Genomic DNA, 15,132 nt, shown 5'->3' with positions numbered 1-15,132 from the left:
CGCCGTCCGGCCCGCCCGGCCGTCCGGGCGGACGGGCGGCGCGTGCCGTTTGCGTACGCCGCCCCGCCCGCGCGTTTCCGTACGCGCGGCGGTGGGGCGGCGGTTCCCGGGCATCGCCGCGCGCCTCCGGGGCCGCGGTCCGACGCGCGTGCGGCCGGGCAGCGGCGGTCAGTCCGCCGTCCGGGAGGGGAGCGGGACGCCCATGACCTCGCGGGCGGCCAGGTCCGGGACCATGCCGAGGCGCCACGCCTGCCAGCCCTCCGCCGGGTCGACGCCCCGCCCGAGGACCACCCCGTACGTCTCCAGGAACTCCGCCAGCCGCCCGTCCCGCAGCGGGTGCGGGGCCGCCGTCAGCCGGTCCAGTTCCGCCCGCGCCTCCTGCGGCGCCGCCGGCACCGCGTACGGCAGCAGCGTGCAGCGCAGGAAGCGGGCCCAGTCCTCGCCGCGCCGGTCCCCGTACGAGATGAACAGCCGGGTCGCCTCCTCGCACAGCACCAGCGCCTGCGCCACCCGCCCGTTGCCCGCGTCCACCACCGCCAGCTCCAGCGCGGTCCAGGCCTCCCCGTGCGCCAGCCCGATCCGCCGGAAATCGGCCCGGGCGTCCACCAGCAGCTGCCGGGCGAACCCGGAATTGCGCAGGTTCCCCGTCCGCGCCGCCCGCTGGTCGCGCGTCACCCGGCCCGACTGGTAGCGGGCGTGCGCCAGCCCGTACACGTCCCGCATCCGCGAGAACATCGTCCGGGCCCGCTCCAGCTCCCGCACCGCCCGGTCGAGCTCCCCGTCCTCCTCCAGCGCCAGCCCGAGGTAGTACAGCGTCCAGGCCTCGCCGCGCGCGTCCTCCGCCAGCCGGTGGCGGGCCAGCGCGTCCCGCAGCCGTTCCAGCGCCCCCGCCGGATCCCCGTCGACCACCCGGGCCCGGCCCAGCTGGGTCAGCGCCCACGCCTCGCCCCGGTCGTCGCGCGTGCGCCCGTACAGTTCCAGCGCCCGGCCCAGCTCCGCCTCCGCCCGCGGTACGTCGCCCAGCCGCAGGTGGACCTGGCCCAGCTGGAAGTGCGCCCACGCCTCCCCGTGCACGCTCTCGCTGTCGCGGTGCAGGGTCAGGGACTCCTCCAGCAGCGCCATCGCCTCCGCCAGGTGCGCCCGGTCGCGCTCGACCGCCGCCAGCGCGTGCAGCCCCCACGCCCGGTCCCCGGCCAGCTCCGGCGCCTCCTGGAGCGCCAGCGCCTCCCGGATGCGGGCCGCCGCCTCCGGCAGGTTGCCCTGGTGGTGCAGGGTGATGCCGAGCGAGACCAGCGCCATGCCCGCGCCCGCCTCCTGCCGGGCCTCGCGGAACTGGTCCACCAGTGAGGTGAGCGTCGTACGCGACTTGTCCAGCTCGCCCAGCTGGCGCGCCGCGATGCCGGTACGCCACTGCACCGACCGGTTCAGCCGGCCGCCGTCCACGGCCCGGGTCAGCTCGTTGATCTCGCCGAGCCGGTACAGGTCCCCGCGCAGCAGACAGAAGTCGCACAGCGCGCCCAGCAGGTCCAGTACCGCCTGCTGGTCCACGCCCTCCGAGTGCCGCAGCGCCGCCGTGATGAAGCTCGACTCCTCGTCCAGCCAGCGCAGCGCCGCGTCCAGCGAGGCGAAGCCGTGGCCGCCGAAGGCGTGGGCGCGCGTGGACATCTTCCCGTCGACCATCCGGATCACCGCGTCCGCGAGCTGCGCGTAGTCCCGGATCAGCCGCTCGTGCGCGGCCGCCGCCTCCGCCCGGTCCTCGTCCGCCGCCAGCCGGGCCGCCGCGTAGGCCCGTACCGCGTCGTGCATCCGGTACCGCTCCCCGCGTACGAGGTCCAGCAGGCCCGCCTCGGCCAGCTCGCGCAGCAGCCGCCCGGCCTCGGCCCGGTCCGTGCCCGCCAGCGCCGCCGCCGCGGCCGCCCCCAGCGAGGCCCGGCCCGCCAGGGTCAGGCGCCGCAGCAGCCTGCGGCGGTCCTCCGGCAGGCGGGCGTACGCCAGGTCCAGGGCGTGCTCCAGCGAACCGTCCCCGGCGTCCGAGGCGCGCGCCGACCCCAGCGGGGCCAGCGCGCGCAGCGCCAGCGGCAGCCCCGCGCCCAGCTCCAGCAGCCCGGCCGCGGCCGCCTCGCCCGGGGCCGGCCCGCCCGCGGCGCGCGCCCCGGCGGCCAGTACCTCGGCCGCCTCCGCCCCGGCCAGGCGCGCCACCGGCAGCTGGTGCACCCACGCCGACAGGCCGGACGGCAGCTCCAGCGGCTCCCGCGCCGTCACCAGCACCAGGCTCTCGGAGCGCTCCGGGACGAGCGCGCTGACCTGCTCCGCGTCCACCGCGTCGTCCAGGACCACCGTCACCGGGAGCCCCTGGAGGTGCTGGTGGTACAGCTCGCCGAGCCGGCGCACCTGCTGCTCCGCGGTGGCCCCCTCGCGGAAGAGGAGCTGCTCGCGCGGGGCGCCGAGGCGGTTCAGCAGGTGCAGCAGCGCCTCGCGGGTGGGCAGCGGGGGCTCGCCGGGGGCGGTGGACCCGCCGCGCAGGTCCACCAGGCAGGCCCCGCGGAACTGGTCCCGCAGCGCGTGCGCCGCCCGCAGGGCCAGGGCGGTGCGGCCCACCCCGGGCTCGCCGTGCAGGACCACCACCACCGGGCGGGTCTCGGTGCCGGCCCGGGCGGTCCGCAGCCACTGGGCGATGCGGGTCAGCTCGGCGCCGCGGCCGGTGAACAGGGCGCCGGGGTCCGGGAGCTGCCCGAAGGACTGCTCCAGCACGCGGCGCCGGCGGGCTTCGGCGCTGCGGTCGCCGCCGCGCCCCGACGGGACGGAGCGGGACCCCGGCGGCTTCGTGGCGCCGGTACGGGTGCCGTTGGCGCCGGGCGGAGCCGACCGTACCGGGCGCCGCTGCTCCAGGAAGGGACGTATCCCGCGTACCTCCAGCGCCGTCAGCCACTGGAGCCTCAGCTGTTCGGCCCCGCCGGGGCGGCCCGCGGCCCCGGCCCGGCGGTTCGCGGCGGGCAGGTGCACCGCCGCCACCTTGGCGGCGGTCGTGGCCGCCCCCGCGACGCCGACGACGATGCCCGCGCTGAGCGCCGTACCGGCGGCGACGCCGAAGGCCAGGTCGGCCCCGGCCGCCGCGACGGCCGCGACCGCCGTCACGAGCAGGGCGCTCGCGCTGCCGCCCTGCCGGAACGCCTCGCCGAGGGACTGCTGCCCGGCCGCGGCCGCGTCCAGGGCCGCCACGTACGCCGCGTACTCCTCGGCCGCCGCCGCGGCGAGCCCGTCCAACGCCTCCCGCCCGCTCGCCAGCAGCCCTTCCCGGTCGACGGCCGCCCCCGCTCCCGCCCGCCGCACCTCTTCCCCGACGGCCCGGGCCAGCAGCCGTTCGGCCTCTTCGCGATGGCTGTCCCGCATCGGCATCCTCCTCGGAGAGCTCCGTGCAACGTGGCCCAAGTGTGCGGCGCCCCCGCCCACCACGCGAGCAATCTGAGCTAGTTCAGAGGGAGTTGGCCTCAGACCTCTTTGTACTGGTCCACCTTCACGATGCGGTCAGTGGTCTCCGAACCGGGCGACACGACCTCGACGACCAGGAGTACGTGCTCGGGACGGGTAGGCGTGAGGTCGATGGTCTCCGCCCGGTAGACGATGACGTCCGGACGGCGGTTGGTGAGCGGAACGTCCTGCAGGCGGACGTCGAAGTCCGTGTCCGCGTTCCAGTCCGGGCCCGCGGCGGCGTCCAGGGCGTTGGCCAGGATGCGGGCCAGCCGGTTGTGCCGCTCCGAGGTGCTCGGGTCACGACGACCATGCCGTCCACGATCTCGATGCCGGCGCACTGTTCCTCGGACCAGGAGTCGTACTGCTCCGCGCTGATCTGCGCATGCATCCACGCGGGCGCCACCATCTCGGCGCTCATGGTGTACCTCCTTCGAGGAGCATCGCCAGGTCCGGCGCTGCCGCGCCCAGCCTATTGTTCCGGGGCGTGGGGCCGCCCGACTCGCAGGAACGCGACACAGTGCCTCACCCGTGCAATACGGCCAGGCGAGGTGGGCCCGTCAGGGGTTCGCCGGCCGCGGCAGGCGTTGTGAGAGGCTGGGGCGTATGAACCGGCTGGCTGGTGTGACCTCGCCTTATCTGCTTCAGCATGCTGACAATCCGGTCGACTGGTGGCCCTGGGAACCCGAGGCGTTCGAGGAAGCGCGACGGCGTAACGTGCCCGTGCTGCTGTCGGTCGGTTACTCGGCGTGTCACTGGTGCCATGTCATGGCGCATGAGTCCTTCGAGGACGAGGCGACCGCCGCCTATATGAACGAGCACTTCGTCAACGTCAAGGTCGACCGTGAAGAGCGGCCCGACGTCGACGCCGTTTATATGGAGGCCGTGCAGGCCGCCACCGGGCAGGGCGGGTGGCCCATGACCGTCTTTCTGACCGGGGACGCAGAGCCGTTCTACTTCGGGACCTACTTTCCGCCCGAGCCCCGGCACGGCATGCCCTCCTTCACGCAGGTCCTCGAAGGGGTGGCCGCCGCGTGGACCGGGCGGCGCGACGAGGTCGGCGAGGTGGCCCGGAAGATCACGCGGGATCTGGCCGGGCGGCAGCTGGACTACGGCAAGGCCGGCGTTCCGGGGCCCGAGGAGTTGTCCGGCGCGCTGCTCGGGCTGACCCGCGAGTACGACTCCGTACGCGGTGGCTTCGGCGGCGCGCCGAAGTTCCCGCCGTCCATGGTGCTGGAGTTCCTGCTGCGCCACCACGCCCGCACCGGGTCCGAGGGCGCCCTCCAGATGGCGGCCGACACCTGCGAGGCCATGGCGCGCGGCGGGATCTACGACCAGCTCGGCGGCGGGTTCGCCCGGTACTCCGTCGACCGGGAGTGGGTCGTCCCCCACTTCGAGAAGATGCTGTACGACAACGCCCTGCTCTGCCGGGTCTACGCCCACCTCTGGCGGGCCACCGGGTCGGCCCTCGCGCGGCGGGTCGCGCTGGAGACCGCCGACTTCATGGTGCGGGAACTGCGCACCGAGCAGGGTGGTTTCGCCTCCGCGCTCGACGCCGACAGCGAGGACCCGGCGAGCGGGAAGCACGTCGAGGGGGCCTATTACGCCTGGACGCCCGCGCAGTTCGCCGAGGTGCTCGGGGAGGCCGACGCGGCGGTGGCGCAGGCGTACTTCGGGGTGACCGAGGAGGGCACCTTCGAGCACGGCACCTCCGTACTGCAACTCCCGCAGGACGGGCCCGCCCTCGACGCCGAGCGGCTCGCCGGGATCAAGGAGCGGCTGCTCGCCGCCCGTGCGCGTCGCCCCGCGCCGGGCCGGGACGACAAGGTCGTCGCCGCCTGGAACGGGCTGGCCGTCGCGGCGCTCGCCGAGTGCGGGGCGTACTTCGACCGCCCGGACCTGATCGAGCGGGCCACCGAGGCCGCCGATCTCCTGGTACGGGTCCACATGGACGCCGCCGCCCGTCTGGCCCGGACCAGCCGGGACGGCAAGGCCGGGAGCAACGCCGGGGTGCTGGAGGACTACGGCGACGTCGCCGAGGGGTTCCTGGCGCTGGCCTCGGTCACCGGTGAGGGGGTGTGGCTGGAGTTCGCGGGGTTCCTGGTGGACCTGGTGCTGGCCCGCTTCGCCGCCGAGGACGGCTCGCTCTACGACACCGCGCACGACGCCGAACAGCTGATCAGGCGGCCGCAGGACCCCACCGACACGGCGACGCCCTCCGGCTGGACGGCCGCCGCGGGCGCGCTCCTCTCGTACGCCGCCCACACCGGCTCGGAGCCCCACCGCACGGCGGCGGAGCGGGCGCTCGGGGTGGTGCGGGCCCTCGGGCCGCGCGCCCCGCGCTTCATCGGGCACGGGCTGGCGGTGGCGGAGGCCCTCGTGGACGGGCCGCGCGAGGTGGCCGTCGTCGGGGACGCGGGGGATCCGGCGCTGGCCGCGCTGCACCGGACCGCGCTGCTGGGGACGGCTCCCGGGGCGGTGGTGGCGGCCGGGCCGGCGCGCGGCGCGGACGGCGGCGCAGCGGAGTTCCCCCTGCTGGCCGGGCGTGACCTGGTGGACGGCTCGGCGACGGCGTACGTGTGCCGGCACTTCGTCTGCGCCCGCCCCACGACCGACCCGGCCGAACTGGAACGGGAGTTGGGGCCGGCCCCGGCCTGAGGCGTCCGGCGGCCCCGCGCACACATCGCGTCCTCGCCGGCGACGCGCAGTGGCTCGGCGCTGTTCATCGCGGTGTTGCACCCGGGGCGGGCCCGGTCCGGTTCTCCAAGGGGACCTCGGCCGCGCCCGCCGTCCTCGCCCCGGCGGGCGGCGGGTGGCGACGGCCGTACGAGGATCCGCCGCCCCGACCGCGAGAGTGGGAGCAGACCACCATGAGCGAGGACCTGTGGCCCCCGCGCGCCCTGGACGACCACCCGGAAGCCGCCGACGCCCCGGCTCCCACCCCGGGCAGCGTCACCCTGATCGTGCCGGCCCCCGACGGGCCCGCGGGCTTACGGGAATTGCTGTCCGGGCTCCGCGCCTGCCTGCCCGTCGGCCCGCCCTGTGAGGTGCTGGTCGTCGGCGGTGCCCCGGGCGTGACCGAGGAGGCGGGGCGGGAGTGTCCCTTTCCGGTGCGCGTCCTGCGCGGGGAGCCCGCCGGGGCCCTCGCCGGGTGGGCCGGGCACGCCCGGTCCGAGTGGATCGTCGTCATGGGCGCCGACCCGCGGCACCCGCCCCAGCTGGTCCCCGAACTGCTCCGGGAGGGCCTGCGCACCGGGGCCGACCTGGTCGTCGCCTCCCGCTACACCGCCGGCGGCAGCCGGGCCGGGCTCGCCGGGAGCCGCCGCGCCGTGCTCGCGCGCGGGGCGGCCTGGCTGGCCAAATGCCTCTTCCCGAGGGCCCTGCGCGGCATCACCGATCCGCTGAGCGACCTGTTCGCGGTACGCCGGACGGCGCTCGGCGTCGGTGTAGGCGTCGGCACCACGGGCACCACCGCCACCACGGCCCCCGCCACCCCCGCCCCGTGTCCTCCTGGCCGCCGCATCCTGCTGGAGCTGGCCGTCCGCCGCCGCCCGGCGAAGACCGCCGAGGTGCCCCTCGTCGTCCCGGACCGCCCCTCGGCGGAGCCCCAAGCCGGACCGGGCCCGCGCCCGACGGCGCCCGACGGCCCGCGCCCGACGGCCCGCAAGGGCCTGCGCACCACGGCCCGCGAAGGGCTCGGCCTGCTCGCGCACCTCGCCGTCCTGCGCTCCGCGAGCCCGCTCGCCCGGATGATCGGCTTCGGGCTGATCGGGCTCTCCGGCTTCGCCCCGAACCTGCTGGCCCTCTGGCTGCTCACGCACGCCGGGGTGCAGTACCTGGCCGCCGAGGTCCTCGCCAACCAGGCCGGGGTGCTGTGGAACTTCCTCCTCATCGAGGCCCTGCTCTTCCGCGACCGGCGCCGCCACCGCCACTGGGCGGACCGCGTCGGGCGTTTCGCGCTGCTCGCCAACGCCGATCTGCTGCTGCGGATCCCGCTCATCGCGCTGTTCGTCGCCCGGCTCGGCCTCGGCGTGCTGCCCGCGACGGCACTGGCGCTCGTGACCACCTTCGTGCTGCGCTTCGCCGCCACCGAAGCCCTCGTCTACCTGCCGCGCGGGCGCCACTGAGACCCGTACCGCGGTCCCGTACGCCGGCTCAGTGCTGGTACGCCGCCAGCGAGATGCCGACGTAATGCGCCACGAAGGCCGCCAGCGTCAGCGAGTGGAACACCTCGTGGAACCCGAAGAAGCGGGGCGAGGGGTTGGGCCGCTTGATGCCGTAGATGACGCCGCCCACGCTGTAGAGCAGCCCGCCGACGATCACCAGCACCAGGACGGCGATGCCGCCGGTGCGCAGGAAGTCGGGCAGGAAGAAGACGGCGGCCCACCCCATCGCGATGTAGCACGGGGTGTAGAGCCAGCGCGGGGCGCCTACCCAGAAGACGCGGAAGGCGATGCCGGCCGCGGCCGCGATCCACACCGCCCACAGCAGGGTCCGCCCGGTGGAGTCCGGCAGCAGCAGGACGGTGAGCGGCGTGTACGTACCCGCGATGATCAGGAAGATGTTGGCGTGGTCGAGCCGCCGCAGGATCGCCTCGCCGCGCGGTCCCCACGTACCGCGGTGGTAGACGGCGCTGATCCCGAAGAGCAGGCAGGCGGTGAGGACGTAGACCCCGCAGGCCACGCGGGCCCGGGTGGAGTTGGTGAAGGTCATCAGCACCAGGCCCGCGACGACCACGGCGGGGAACATCCCGGTGTGCAGCCAGCCGCGCATCAGCGGCTTGGCCTCGGTCTCCGCCGCCGGCAGCTCCGGCGGGGCCGCGACGGCGGCAGCGTCAGAAGTCATGGTCCACATGCTACCTACGGGTCCGTAGGTTTCCGTTAGTCCTCTTTACGGAAGATTGACGGACGTGGCGATGCTCACGTGAGAGGCCCTCTGGACATATGCGCACATCCACCGGATGATCAGATGAGTGCGGTCGGCACCGGATGAGCGGAGCGCGAAGCGTCCGGGTCGCAGCCCCCACGGGGCAACACCAAACAAACCCCTCAACAAGGAGCAATCGTGGCGCGCGACAACGCGGCTCCCACTACCCCGACGACTCACCAGGAGCTGATCTCCTGGGTGGACGAGATCGCTGCCCTGACCGAGCCCGACCGCGTCGTCTGGTGCGACGGTTCCGAGGCCGAGTACGAGCGCCTGTGCGAGGAGCTCGTCGCCAAGGGCACGTTCAAGAAGCTCGACGAGACGAAGCGCCCGAACTCGTACTACGCCGCCTCCGACCCCTCCGACGTCGCGCGCGTCGAGGACCGGACCTTCATCTGCTCCGAGAAGGAGGAGGACGCGGGCCCGACCAACCACTGGAAGGCCCCTTCCGAGATGAAGGAGCTCTTCGCCGGCAAGGACGGGCAGGAAGGTATCTTCCGGGGCTCCATGAAGGGCCGGACGATGTACGTCGTCCCCTTCTGCATGGGCCCCCTCGGCTCCGAGCTCTCCGCGATCGGCGTCGAGATCACCGACTCCGCCTACGTCGCGGTCGCCATGCGCACCATGACCCGCATGGGCAAGGCCGTCCTCGACGAACTGGGCACCGACGGCTTCTTCGTCAAGGCCGTCCACACCCTCGGTGCCCCGCTCGCCGAGGGCGAGGCGGACGTGCCGTGGCCCTGCAACACCACCAAGTACATCTCGCACTTCCCCGAGACCCGCGAGATCTGGTCCTACGGTTCCGGCTACGGCGGCAACGCCCTGCTCGGCAAGAAGTGCTACGCCCTGCGCATCGCGTCCGTGATGGCCCGCGACGAGGGCTGGCTCGCCGAGCACATGCTGATCCTCAAGCTCACCCCGCCGCAGGGCGAGGGCGAGGCGAAGTACATCGCCGCCGCGTTCCCGAGCGCCTGCGGCAAGACCAACCTCGCCATGCTGGAGCCCACCGTCCCCGGCTGGACCGTGGAGACCGTCGGTGACGACATCGCCTGGATGCGCTTCGGCGAGGACGGCCGCCTCTACGCGATCAACCCCGAGGCCGGCTTCTTCGGCGTCGCCCCCGGCACCGGCGCGCACACCAACGCCAACGCCATGAAGACCATGTACGCCAACACCGTCTTCACCAACGTCGCGCTCACCCCCGACGGCTCCGACGTCTGGTGGGAGGGCATGACCGAAGAGGCGCCCGCCCACCTCGTCGACTGGAAGGGCAACGCCTGGACCCCGGAGTCCGAGACCCCGGCGGCCCACCCCAACGCCCGCTTCGCCGTCCCCGCCGCCCAGTGCCCGACGATCGCCCCCGAGTGGGAGGACCCCAAGGGCGTCCCGATCTCCGCGATCCTCTTCGGCGGCCGCCGCGCCTCCGCCGTGCCGCTGGTCACCGAGTCCTTCGACTGGAACCACGGCGTCTTCATCGGCTCGAACATCGCCTCCGAGAAGACCGCCGCCGCCGAGGGCAAGGTCGGCGAGCTGCGCCGCGACCCCTTCGCGATGCTGCCCTTCTGCGGCTACAACATGGGCGATTACATGGGCCACTGGATCGACGTGGCCAAGGGCAAGGACCAGTCGAAGCTCCCGAAGATCTACTACGTGAACTGGTTCCGCAAGAACGACGCGGGCAAGTTCGTGTGGCCCGGCTTCGGCGAGAACAGCCGCGTCCTGAAGTGGATCGTCGGCCGCCTCGACGGCACCGCCGACGGCGCCCTGACCCCCATCGGCGTCCTGCCGACCAAGGACTCCCTCGACCTCGACGGCCTCGACCTCCCGGCCGAGGACCTCGACTTCCTCCTCACCGTCGACAAGGAGGTCTGGCGCGAGGAGGCCGCCCTGGTCCCCGAGCACCTGAACACCTACGGCGACCACACCCCGAAGGAGCTGTGGGACCAGTACCACGCGCTCGTCGAGCGCCTGGGCTGACCCCGGCCCCACCCCCCAGAACCAGCGGCCGGCTGTCCCCGACCGCAGGGCTGACGCGGGAGTCCCCGACCTAGGGCTCTCTGCGACCTTCCAGATAGGTCGTGTGCGTCTGCTGACGGCGGGCCTCCGTTTCCCGGAGGTCCGCCGTCACGCGTTCCGCCTCCTCCAGCAGCAGCGCCAGCTGCCGCTCCAGGTGCCGCTCCGGTGATTCGCCGCCCGGCGTCAGCCGCGTCCACCACCGCGTCCGGTTGTACGTGTCCACGCACTCCGGCACGTCCAGCCGGATCGCCCGCGACAACGTGTGCACCGCCTCCGGGTCGGTGGCCAGCACGTCCGCCACCCACCCCGGATCCAGCAGCGCCGCGTACCGCTCCAGCAGCTCCGCGAGCCGGGCCCCGGCCGCCGCCGGGAGCTCCACCTCCGCCACGTACTCGCGCAGCCGCCCCAGGTCCTCCCGTACGACGCCCAGCTGTTCGGCCGGATCCGGGAAGTACGGGGTCTCCGCCCGCTGTGGCGGGGCGATCAGCGCCCCCGCCCCGTACAGACCACCGACCACCAGGGGCCAGTACGTCCCCGCCACCCCGGCCAGGGTCAGCCCCAGCCCGGCCAGCCCGCACGCGCTGCCCGCCAGGTTCTTGGACGACTCCAGCCAGGCCAGGACCCTATTGGTAGCCACGGATCTCCTCGAAGGCCCCGTCCAGCGAGCCGTTGCCGTCGGTGGCGTCGAAGAGGCGGCCGCCCGTCAGGTCCGTGATGTGCGTGAGCTCCTTGCGGTCCGAATCCCCGAACAGCACCGCGAAGACGGGCGTGTGCTTCTGCCCCTCGGGCAGCCCCGCGTAGAAGGAGTCGAAATCCTGCACCTTGTCCCCGCTCTGCCCGTCCGTCATGAGCACGATCGAGGTGAACGCGTCGGCGTTCCCCTGCCCCAGGTGCTGGTACGCGGCCTTCAGGCTGCCGTACACGGCCGTACCCCCCTCCGGGCGCAGGGAGTTCACGTCCCCGCGGATCGCGTCCAGGGCGGCCCCCGGATCACCCGGTTCGACGACGTGCGTCAGCACCTTCTTCACCTTGTCACCGAAGGGCAGCAGAGTCACCTCCTCGCGGTCCCTGAACCGCTCCCCGGGGCCCGAACCGCCGCTCCCCGTCAGCTCGGTGAGCGCCGCGCGCAGCCGCCCGATCCGGTTCTGCTCCGCCATCGACCCCGAGGTGTCCAGTACGTACACCGTCCGCGACGGCCGGCGCAGCTCGTTCTCGTACGAGGACAGCAGCCCGTCCGCCACCGACCGGGTCCCCGGGAACGGCAGCTCGCGCCGCTTCTCCCCGTCCAGCCCCGGCGCCGCGGCCACCCCGGCCGCCACCGGGCGCCGCAGCGTCTTCTCCGTGATCGCCTTCTGCGCCGCGTCCCCCCGCAGGTACTCCGTCAGCAGCCGGCCCGACTCCCGCGCCCCGGCCGGGGCCGAGGTGAGCAACGTCAGCGGATAGTGCGCCGTGACCACCCCGTCCCTCGGCCGGATCACCGTCAGCGGGTCCTTCGCCCGGCCGTTCATCGACAGCAGCACCGACTCGTAGTTCACCAGCGCGTCCACGTCGTCGCGCTTCGCGTACGCGGTCCCCAGCCAGCCGGAGGAACCCGACGTCAGCTTCTGCCCCTTGAAGAACTCCCGCAGCCGCGGGCGCGCCTTGTCCACGTCGGCGTCGGTCAGCGCGGACTGCGCCCCCGACAGCCCCGAGGCCACCGACACCAGCGCGGAGAAACCGGAGTTGGAGCGCACCGGGTCCGTCATACCGTACGTCAGCTTCCCGGCGGCGACGGCCTCCTCGACCGCCGACCAGGTCACCTCCTGCGGCTTCCAGCCCAGCCGCGCGAGCGCCTGCGGCTTCACCCCGATCGCGACCGGCGAGGACATCACCGGGGTCTCGTTGGTGAGCTTCGTCGCCGCCTCCGGGCGCAGCCGCAGATAGTCGTTGGACGACAGCCAGATCGCGTCGTACTTCCCGTCCGCCTTTCCCGAGGCCACCTGCTCCGCCGCGTCCAGCGTCCCCGACCAGGTGAAGTCCACCGATACGCCGGTGGCCGCCTTCGCCGCCTTCAGGACCGGCTCCATGTCGGCGAGCTCGCTGGACGCCAGCACCCGCAGCCGGCCCTCCTGGTACTCCTGCGGCTTCGGGGCGCCGGAGGGGCCGGAGCCGCCCGAGGCCGTCGAGGGCTCCTCGGAGGTGCAGGCCGCCGCGCCCAGCAGCGTCGCCGCCAGGGCCAGGGCCGCCGCGAACCGTCTGGAGGGCCGCGCCGTGCCACGCGTCGTACGTCCGCTCATCGTTCCCCGCCTTCCAGGGCGTTCGCGTTCCGCGTCCGGGCCAGGTGGACGGAAGCCGCCTGGAGCTCACCGGTCAGGGACTCCACGGTCGCCGCCATGTGCTGCGTCGCCTGCGCCTTGAACGCGTCGATCGCGTCGAGGGTCTGGTAGATCTGCGCGAAGGCCGACCGCAGCGTCTCCGCCCCCACCGCCGGATCCGCGGCGATCCGCTGGATCTCCCCGCTCTGCGTGGACAGCATCTCCGCGTTCCCCCGGATCAGTTCCTCGGTCGTCCCCTTCAGCGCGTCGACCTGTGCGCTCACCCGACGCTGGTGGTCCAGTGCCGAGGCCAGCATCACCGCGATCCGCAGCGCCGAGACCGTGGTCGTCGCCGCCCGGTCCACGCCCTTGATCAGCTCGTCGTTGTTGCGCCGCACCACGTCCATCGCCAGATAGCCCTGCGCGCACACCGCCAGCTGGGTCAGCAGGTCCTGGTGCTTCTGCCGCACCGGGAACAGCACGTCCGCGCGCATCGCGTCCGCCTGCGCCGGATCGGTGCGCTCCGCCTCGGCGATCCGCAGCTCCACCGCCGCGTCCAGGGCCTCGGTGAGGACCGCGTACTCCTGGAGCCTGCCCATCGTCTCCCACAGCCGGGTCCGCTCGGTGTGCAGCGCCGCGTTGTCACGGCGCAGCTCGTCCTGGCCGCCGCGCAGCGCGCCGACGATCCGGTGGAGGGTCGCCTGCGAGGAGGCGTACGCGGCTACGTGGTCGCGCAGCCGGTTCCCGCCGGGCAGCTTCGCGAACAGCCGGCCCAGCCCCTTGGCGGGCGCGTCCCGCGGGTCCAGGTCCTCGACGGTGCGCCGCAGCTCGACGAGCGAGCCCGCGACCCGGGCCTGCGCGTCACCGGCGCCGCCGCCCGAGCCCAGCGCGCGGACGGCCCGCTCCAGCATCCGGTTGGACTGCTGGGCGGCGTCGCGCACGTCGGCCGCACCGAGTCCGGCGATCTCGCCGATCCGGGTGGCGAACTCGGGCGAGCGGGCGTCGAGTCCGTCGAGCCGCTCCACGTACTCCCCGGCCCGGCGGGCCATCTCCTCGCGGGCTCCGTCCGCCAGCGGGACGAGCCCGGAGGCCTGCTCCCGGCGGACGGGCGCGACGGGCCCGGGGGCGGTGAGGACGAGCGGGGCGTCCCCGGGCGGTGCCAATGCCGGTGCCGGTTCCGGTTCCGGCGTCGGTATCGCCGTCATGGCGTGCCCCCCTGTCCCTTGGCGCGGGCGGCCATCGCCATCAGGACCTTCACGGTCGGTGCGCCGACCTGCCGGATGCCGCTCAGCCCCGGATTGAGGTACCCGGCGTACGGGGCCGTCGCGGCGGTGAACTCGGCGACGCCCTCCTGCGGGCGGAAGCCGTGCCGTACGGCCAGCTCGCGCAGCTTCGGATCGGTGGCGAGCAGGGTGCCGAGCTCCCGTGCCTTGTCGCTCAGCGGCACGAAGGTGTGCGGGGAGTTGACGGTGGTGTCCGGGTAGAGCACCACCATGTCGTCCACCCCGCCGGCGGCCTGCTTCTGGATCAGGAGGGAGGCCACCTGGGACTCGTAGGCGAGGATGAGCGGCTCGCCGCTGCCGCTGATGAACGCGCGGAACGGGTCGTCGGTGCTGGGCTCCAGGGCGCCCTGCACCGAGATCAGCTTGCGCAGCAGGGGCGCGGTGCGGTCGATTCCGGCATCGTCGGAGACGACCGTGCCGTTGTTGGCGACGTTGGAGGTCGCGGCGATGAACAGGGCACCGGAGTTGGAGGTGGCGGGGTCGGTGGTCTTGATGAACACCGTGCCGGTCAGCTCCGGGTACTCCGCCGAGCCGGGCAGCTGCTGCCAGGTCCGGTCCTCGCCGGCGGCCTTCAGGTAGGGGCCCATGAGGAGGGTGCCGGAGTTCTTGCCGGTCGTCTTCACGAGGCCGTTGTCGGCGAGCACCTTTGCCGCGTTGGCCCGGGCGATGACGACGAGGGGGGAGAAGAAGGGCTTGGTGGTCTGCGCGCCCTTCACACCGGCGGCGGCTTCGATCTCCTGCGCCGGTTCACTGCTGCCGGGGAAGGCGAAGTCGTAATCCTTCAGGGCCAGTTGGTCCATGGCCCAGGATCCCGAGGTTTCGGTCTTCACGGTGAAGCCCTTGCCGGCAAGGGCCTTGTTGACGTCGGGGTCGCGGAAGAACTCGGACTTCTCCGACCCGATGACGCCGCGCACGCTCGTCGTTGGCGTGCCTCCGGACCCTGATCCCCCGAGGATGATGACGGCGATCACGCCGCCGATCAGGAGGACCGCCAGAGCGATTCCCAGGTTGCGTCTCACGTGGGGCAGCGTGCTCGCGGAAACCCACATTCCGCGGTGAGTCGGGTGAACGCGGGGTGTCCAGGCGGTCCCACTTCGAAATGCTGTGTGGGCCCGTGGGTGCTGGTGGGCCGGGCGGGGGCCCGG

Annotated in this window: 9 protein-coding genes and 1 pseudogene; 3 read left to right on the top strand and 7 right to left on the bottom strand. The window is 73.7% G+C overall.

Features of this window, described 5'->3' with window-relative positions:
- Positions 1–168: 168 nt before the first annotated feature.
- A complete protein-coding gene (locus tag ACZ6ZT_RS23115; RefSeq protein WP_469721707.1) occupies positions 169–3,390 on the bottom strand; it encodes a tetratricopeptide repeat protein in 3,222 nt (1,073 codons plus the stop codon).
- A 110-nt stretch (positions 3,391–3,500) separates the two neighbouring features.
- Positions 3,501–3,889 (bottom strand): annotated as a pseudogene (locus tag ACZ6ZT_RS23110) (Uma2 family endonuclease); the annotation flags it as partial.
- Positions 3,890–4,074: 185 nt separating this feature from the next.
- On the opposite strand from ACZ6ZT_RS23110, the gene ACZ6ZT_RS23105 reads away from it, so the two are divergent.
- Together ACZ6ZT_RS23105 and ACZ6ZT_RS23100 are read left to right on the top strand one after the other, a co-directional pair.
- The gene (locus tag ACZ6ZT_RS23105; protein ID WP_469721706.1) at positions 4,075–6,126 is read left to right on the top strand and encodes a thioredoxin domain-containing protein; all 2,052 of its coding nucleotides are present in this window, start codon (positions 4,075–4,077) and stop codon (positions 6,124–6,126) included.
- A gap of 212 nt (positions 6,127–6,338) precedes the next feature.
- A complete protein-coding gene (locus ACZ6ZT_RS23100) occupies positions 6,339–7,595 on the top strand; it encodes a GtrA family protein (RefSeq protein WP_469721705.1) in 1,257 nt (418 codons plus the stop codon).
- A gap of 28 nt (positions 7,596–7,623) precedes the next feature.
- Here the strand turns inward: ACZ6ZT_RS23100 and trhA are convergent, their stop codons facing one another.
- Positions 7,624–8,322, bottom strand: a complete 699-nt coding sequence (gene trhA, locus ACZ6ZT_RS23095; RefSeq protein WP_469721704.1) for a PAQR family membrane homeostasis protein TrhA — start codon at positions 8,320–8,322, stop codon at positions 7,624–7,626.
- 210 nt (positions 8,323–8,532) lie between these two features.
- On the opposite strand from trhA, the gene ACZ6ZT_RS23090 reads away from it, so the two are divergent.
- The gene (locus tag ACZ6ZT_RS23090) at positions 8,533–10,371 is read left to right on the top strand and encodes a phosphoenolpyruvate carboxykinase (GTP) (RefSeq protein ID WP_469721703.1); all 1,839 of its coding nucleotides are present in this window, start codon (positions 8,533–8,535) and stop codon (positions 10,369–10,371) included.
- 70 nt (positions 10,372–10,441) lie between these two features.
- Here ACZ6ZT_RS23090 and ACZ6ZT_RS23085 read toward each other — a convergent pair whose 3' ends face one another.
- From ACZ6ZT_RS23085 to ACZ6ZT_RS23070, 4 genes are read right to left on the bottom strand one after another with little or no spacing between them, the layout of a single operon-like run.
- Positions 10,442–11,047 (bottom strand): hypothetical protein, encoded by a 606-nt coding sequence (locus ACZ6ZT_RS23085; protein ID WP_469721702.1) that lies wholly within the window; start codon positions 11,045–11,047, stop codon positions 10,442–10,444.
- Positions 11,034–12,686 (bottom strand): substrate-binding and vWA domain-containing protein, encoded by a 1,653-nt coding sequence (locus ACZ6ZT_RS23080; protein ID WP_469721701.1) that lies wholly within the window; start codon positions 12,684–12,686, stop codon positions 11,034–11,036. Before ACZ6ZT_RS23080 ends, ACZ6ZT_RS23085 begins: the two co-directional genes overlap by 14 nt.
- Positions 12,683–13,909 carry a toxic anion resistance protein gene (locus tag ACZ6ZT_RS23075; protein ID WP_469721699.1) on the bottom strand — a complete coding sequence of 409 codons (1,227 nt, stop codon included), beginning with the start codon at positions 13,907–13,909 and terminating at the stop codon, positions 12,683–12,685. Before ACZ6ZT_RS23075 ends, ACZ6ZT_RS23080 begins: the two co-directional genes overlap by 4 nt.
- Positions 13,906–15,006, bottom strand: coding sequence for a hypothetical protein (locus ACZ6ZT_RS23070; protein ID WP_469721698.1), 1,101 nt, complete (start codon positions 15,004–15,006; stop codon positions 13,906–13,908). The genes ACZ6ZT_RS23075 and ACZ6ZT_RS23070 overlap by 4 nt, the downstream gene beginning before the upstream one ends.
- Positions 15,007–15,132 lie beyond the last annotated feature (126 nt).

The organism is Streptomyces sp. NPDC102258, from assembly GCF_055584685.1.
Note: the sequence above shows the minus strand (reverse complement) of the source record. Positions and strands in the feature narration are given on the sequence as shown.

Excerpts from the sequence above, each read along its gene's own strand:
- ACZ6ZT_RS23115 (WP_469721707.1), bottom strand. The coding sequence starts at position 3,390 with ATGCGGGACAGCCATCGCGAAGAGGCCGAACGGCTGCTGGCCCGGGCC.
- trhA (WP_469721704.1), bottom strand. The coding sequence starts at position 8,322 with ATGTGGACCATGACTTCTGACGCTGCCGCCGTCGCGGCCCCGCCGGAG.
- ACZ6ZT_RS23100 (WP_469721705.1), top strand. The coding sequence starts at position 6,339 with ATGAGCGAGGACCTGTGGCCCCCGCGCGCCCTGGACGACCACCCGGAA.
- ACZ6ZT_RS23105 (WP_469721706.1), top strand. The coding sequence starts at position 4,075 with ATGAACCGGCTGGCTGGTGTGACCTCGCCTTATCTGCTTCAGCATGCT.
- ACZ6ZT_RS23080 (WP_469721701.1), bottom strand. The coding sequence starts at position 12,686 with ATGAGCGGACGTACGACGCGTGGCACGGCGCGGCCCTCCAGACGGTTC.
- ACZ6ZT_RS23075 (WP_469721699.1), bottom strand. The coding sequence starts at position 13,909 with ATGACGGCGATACCGACGCCGGAACCGGAACCGGCACCGGCATTGGCA.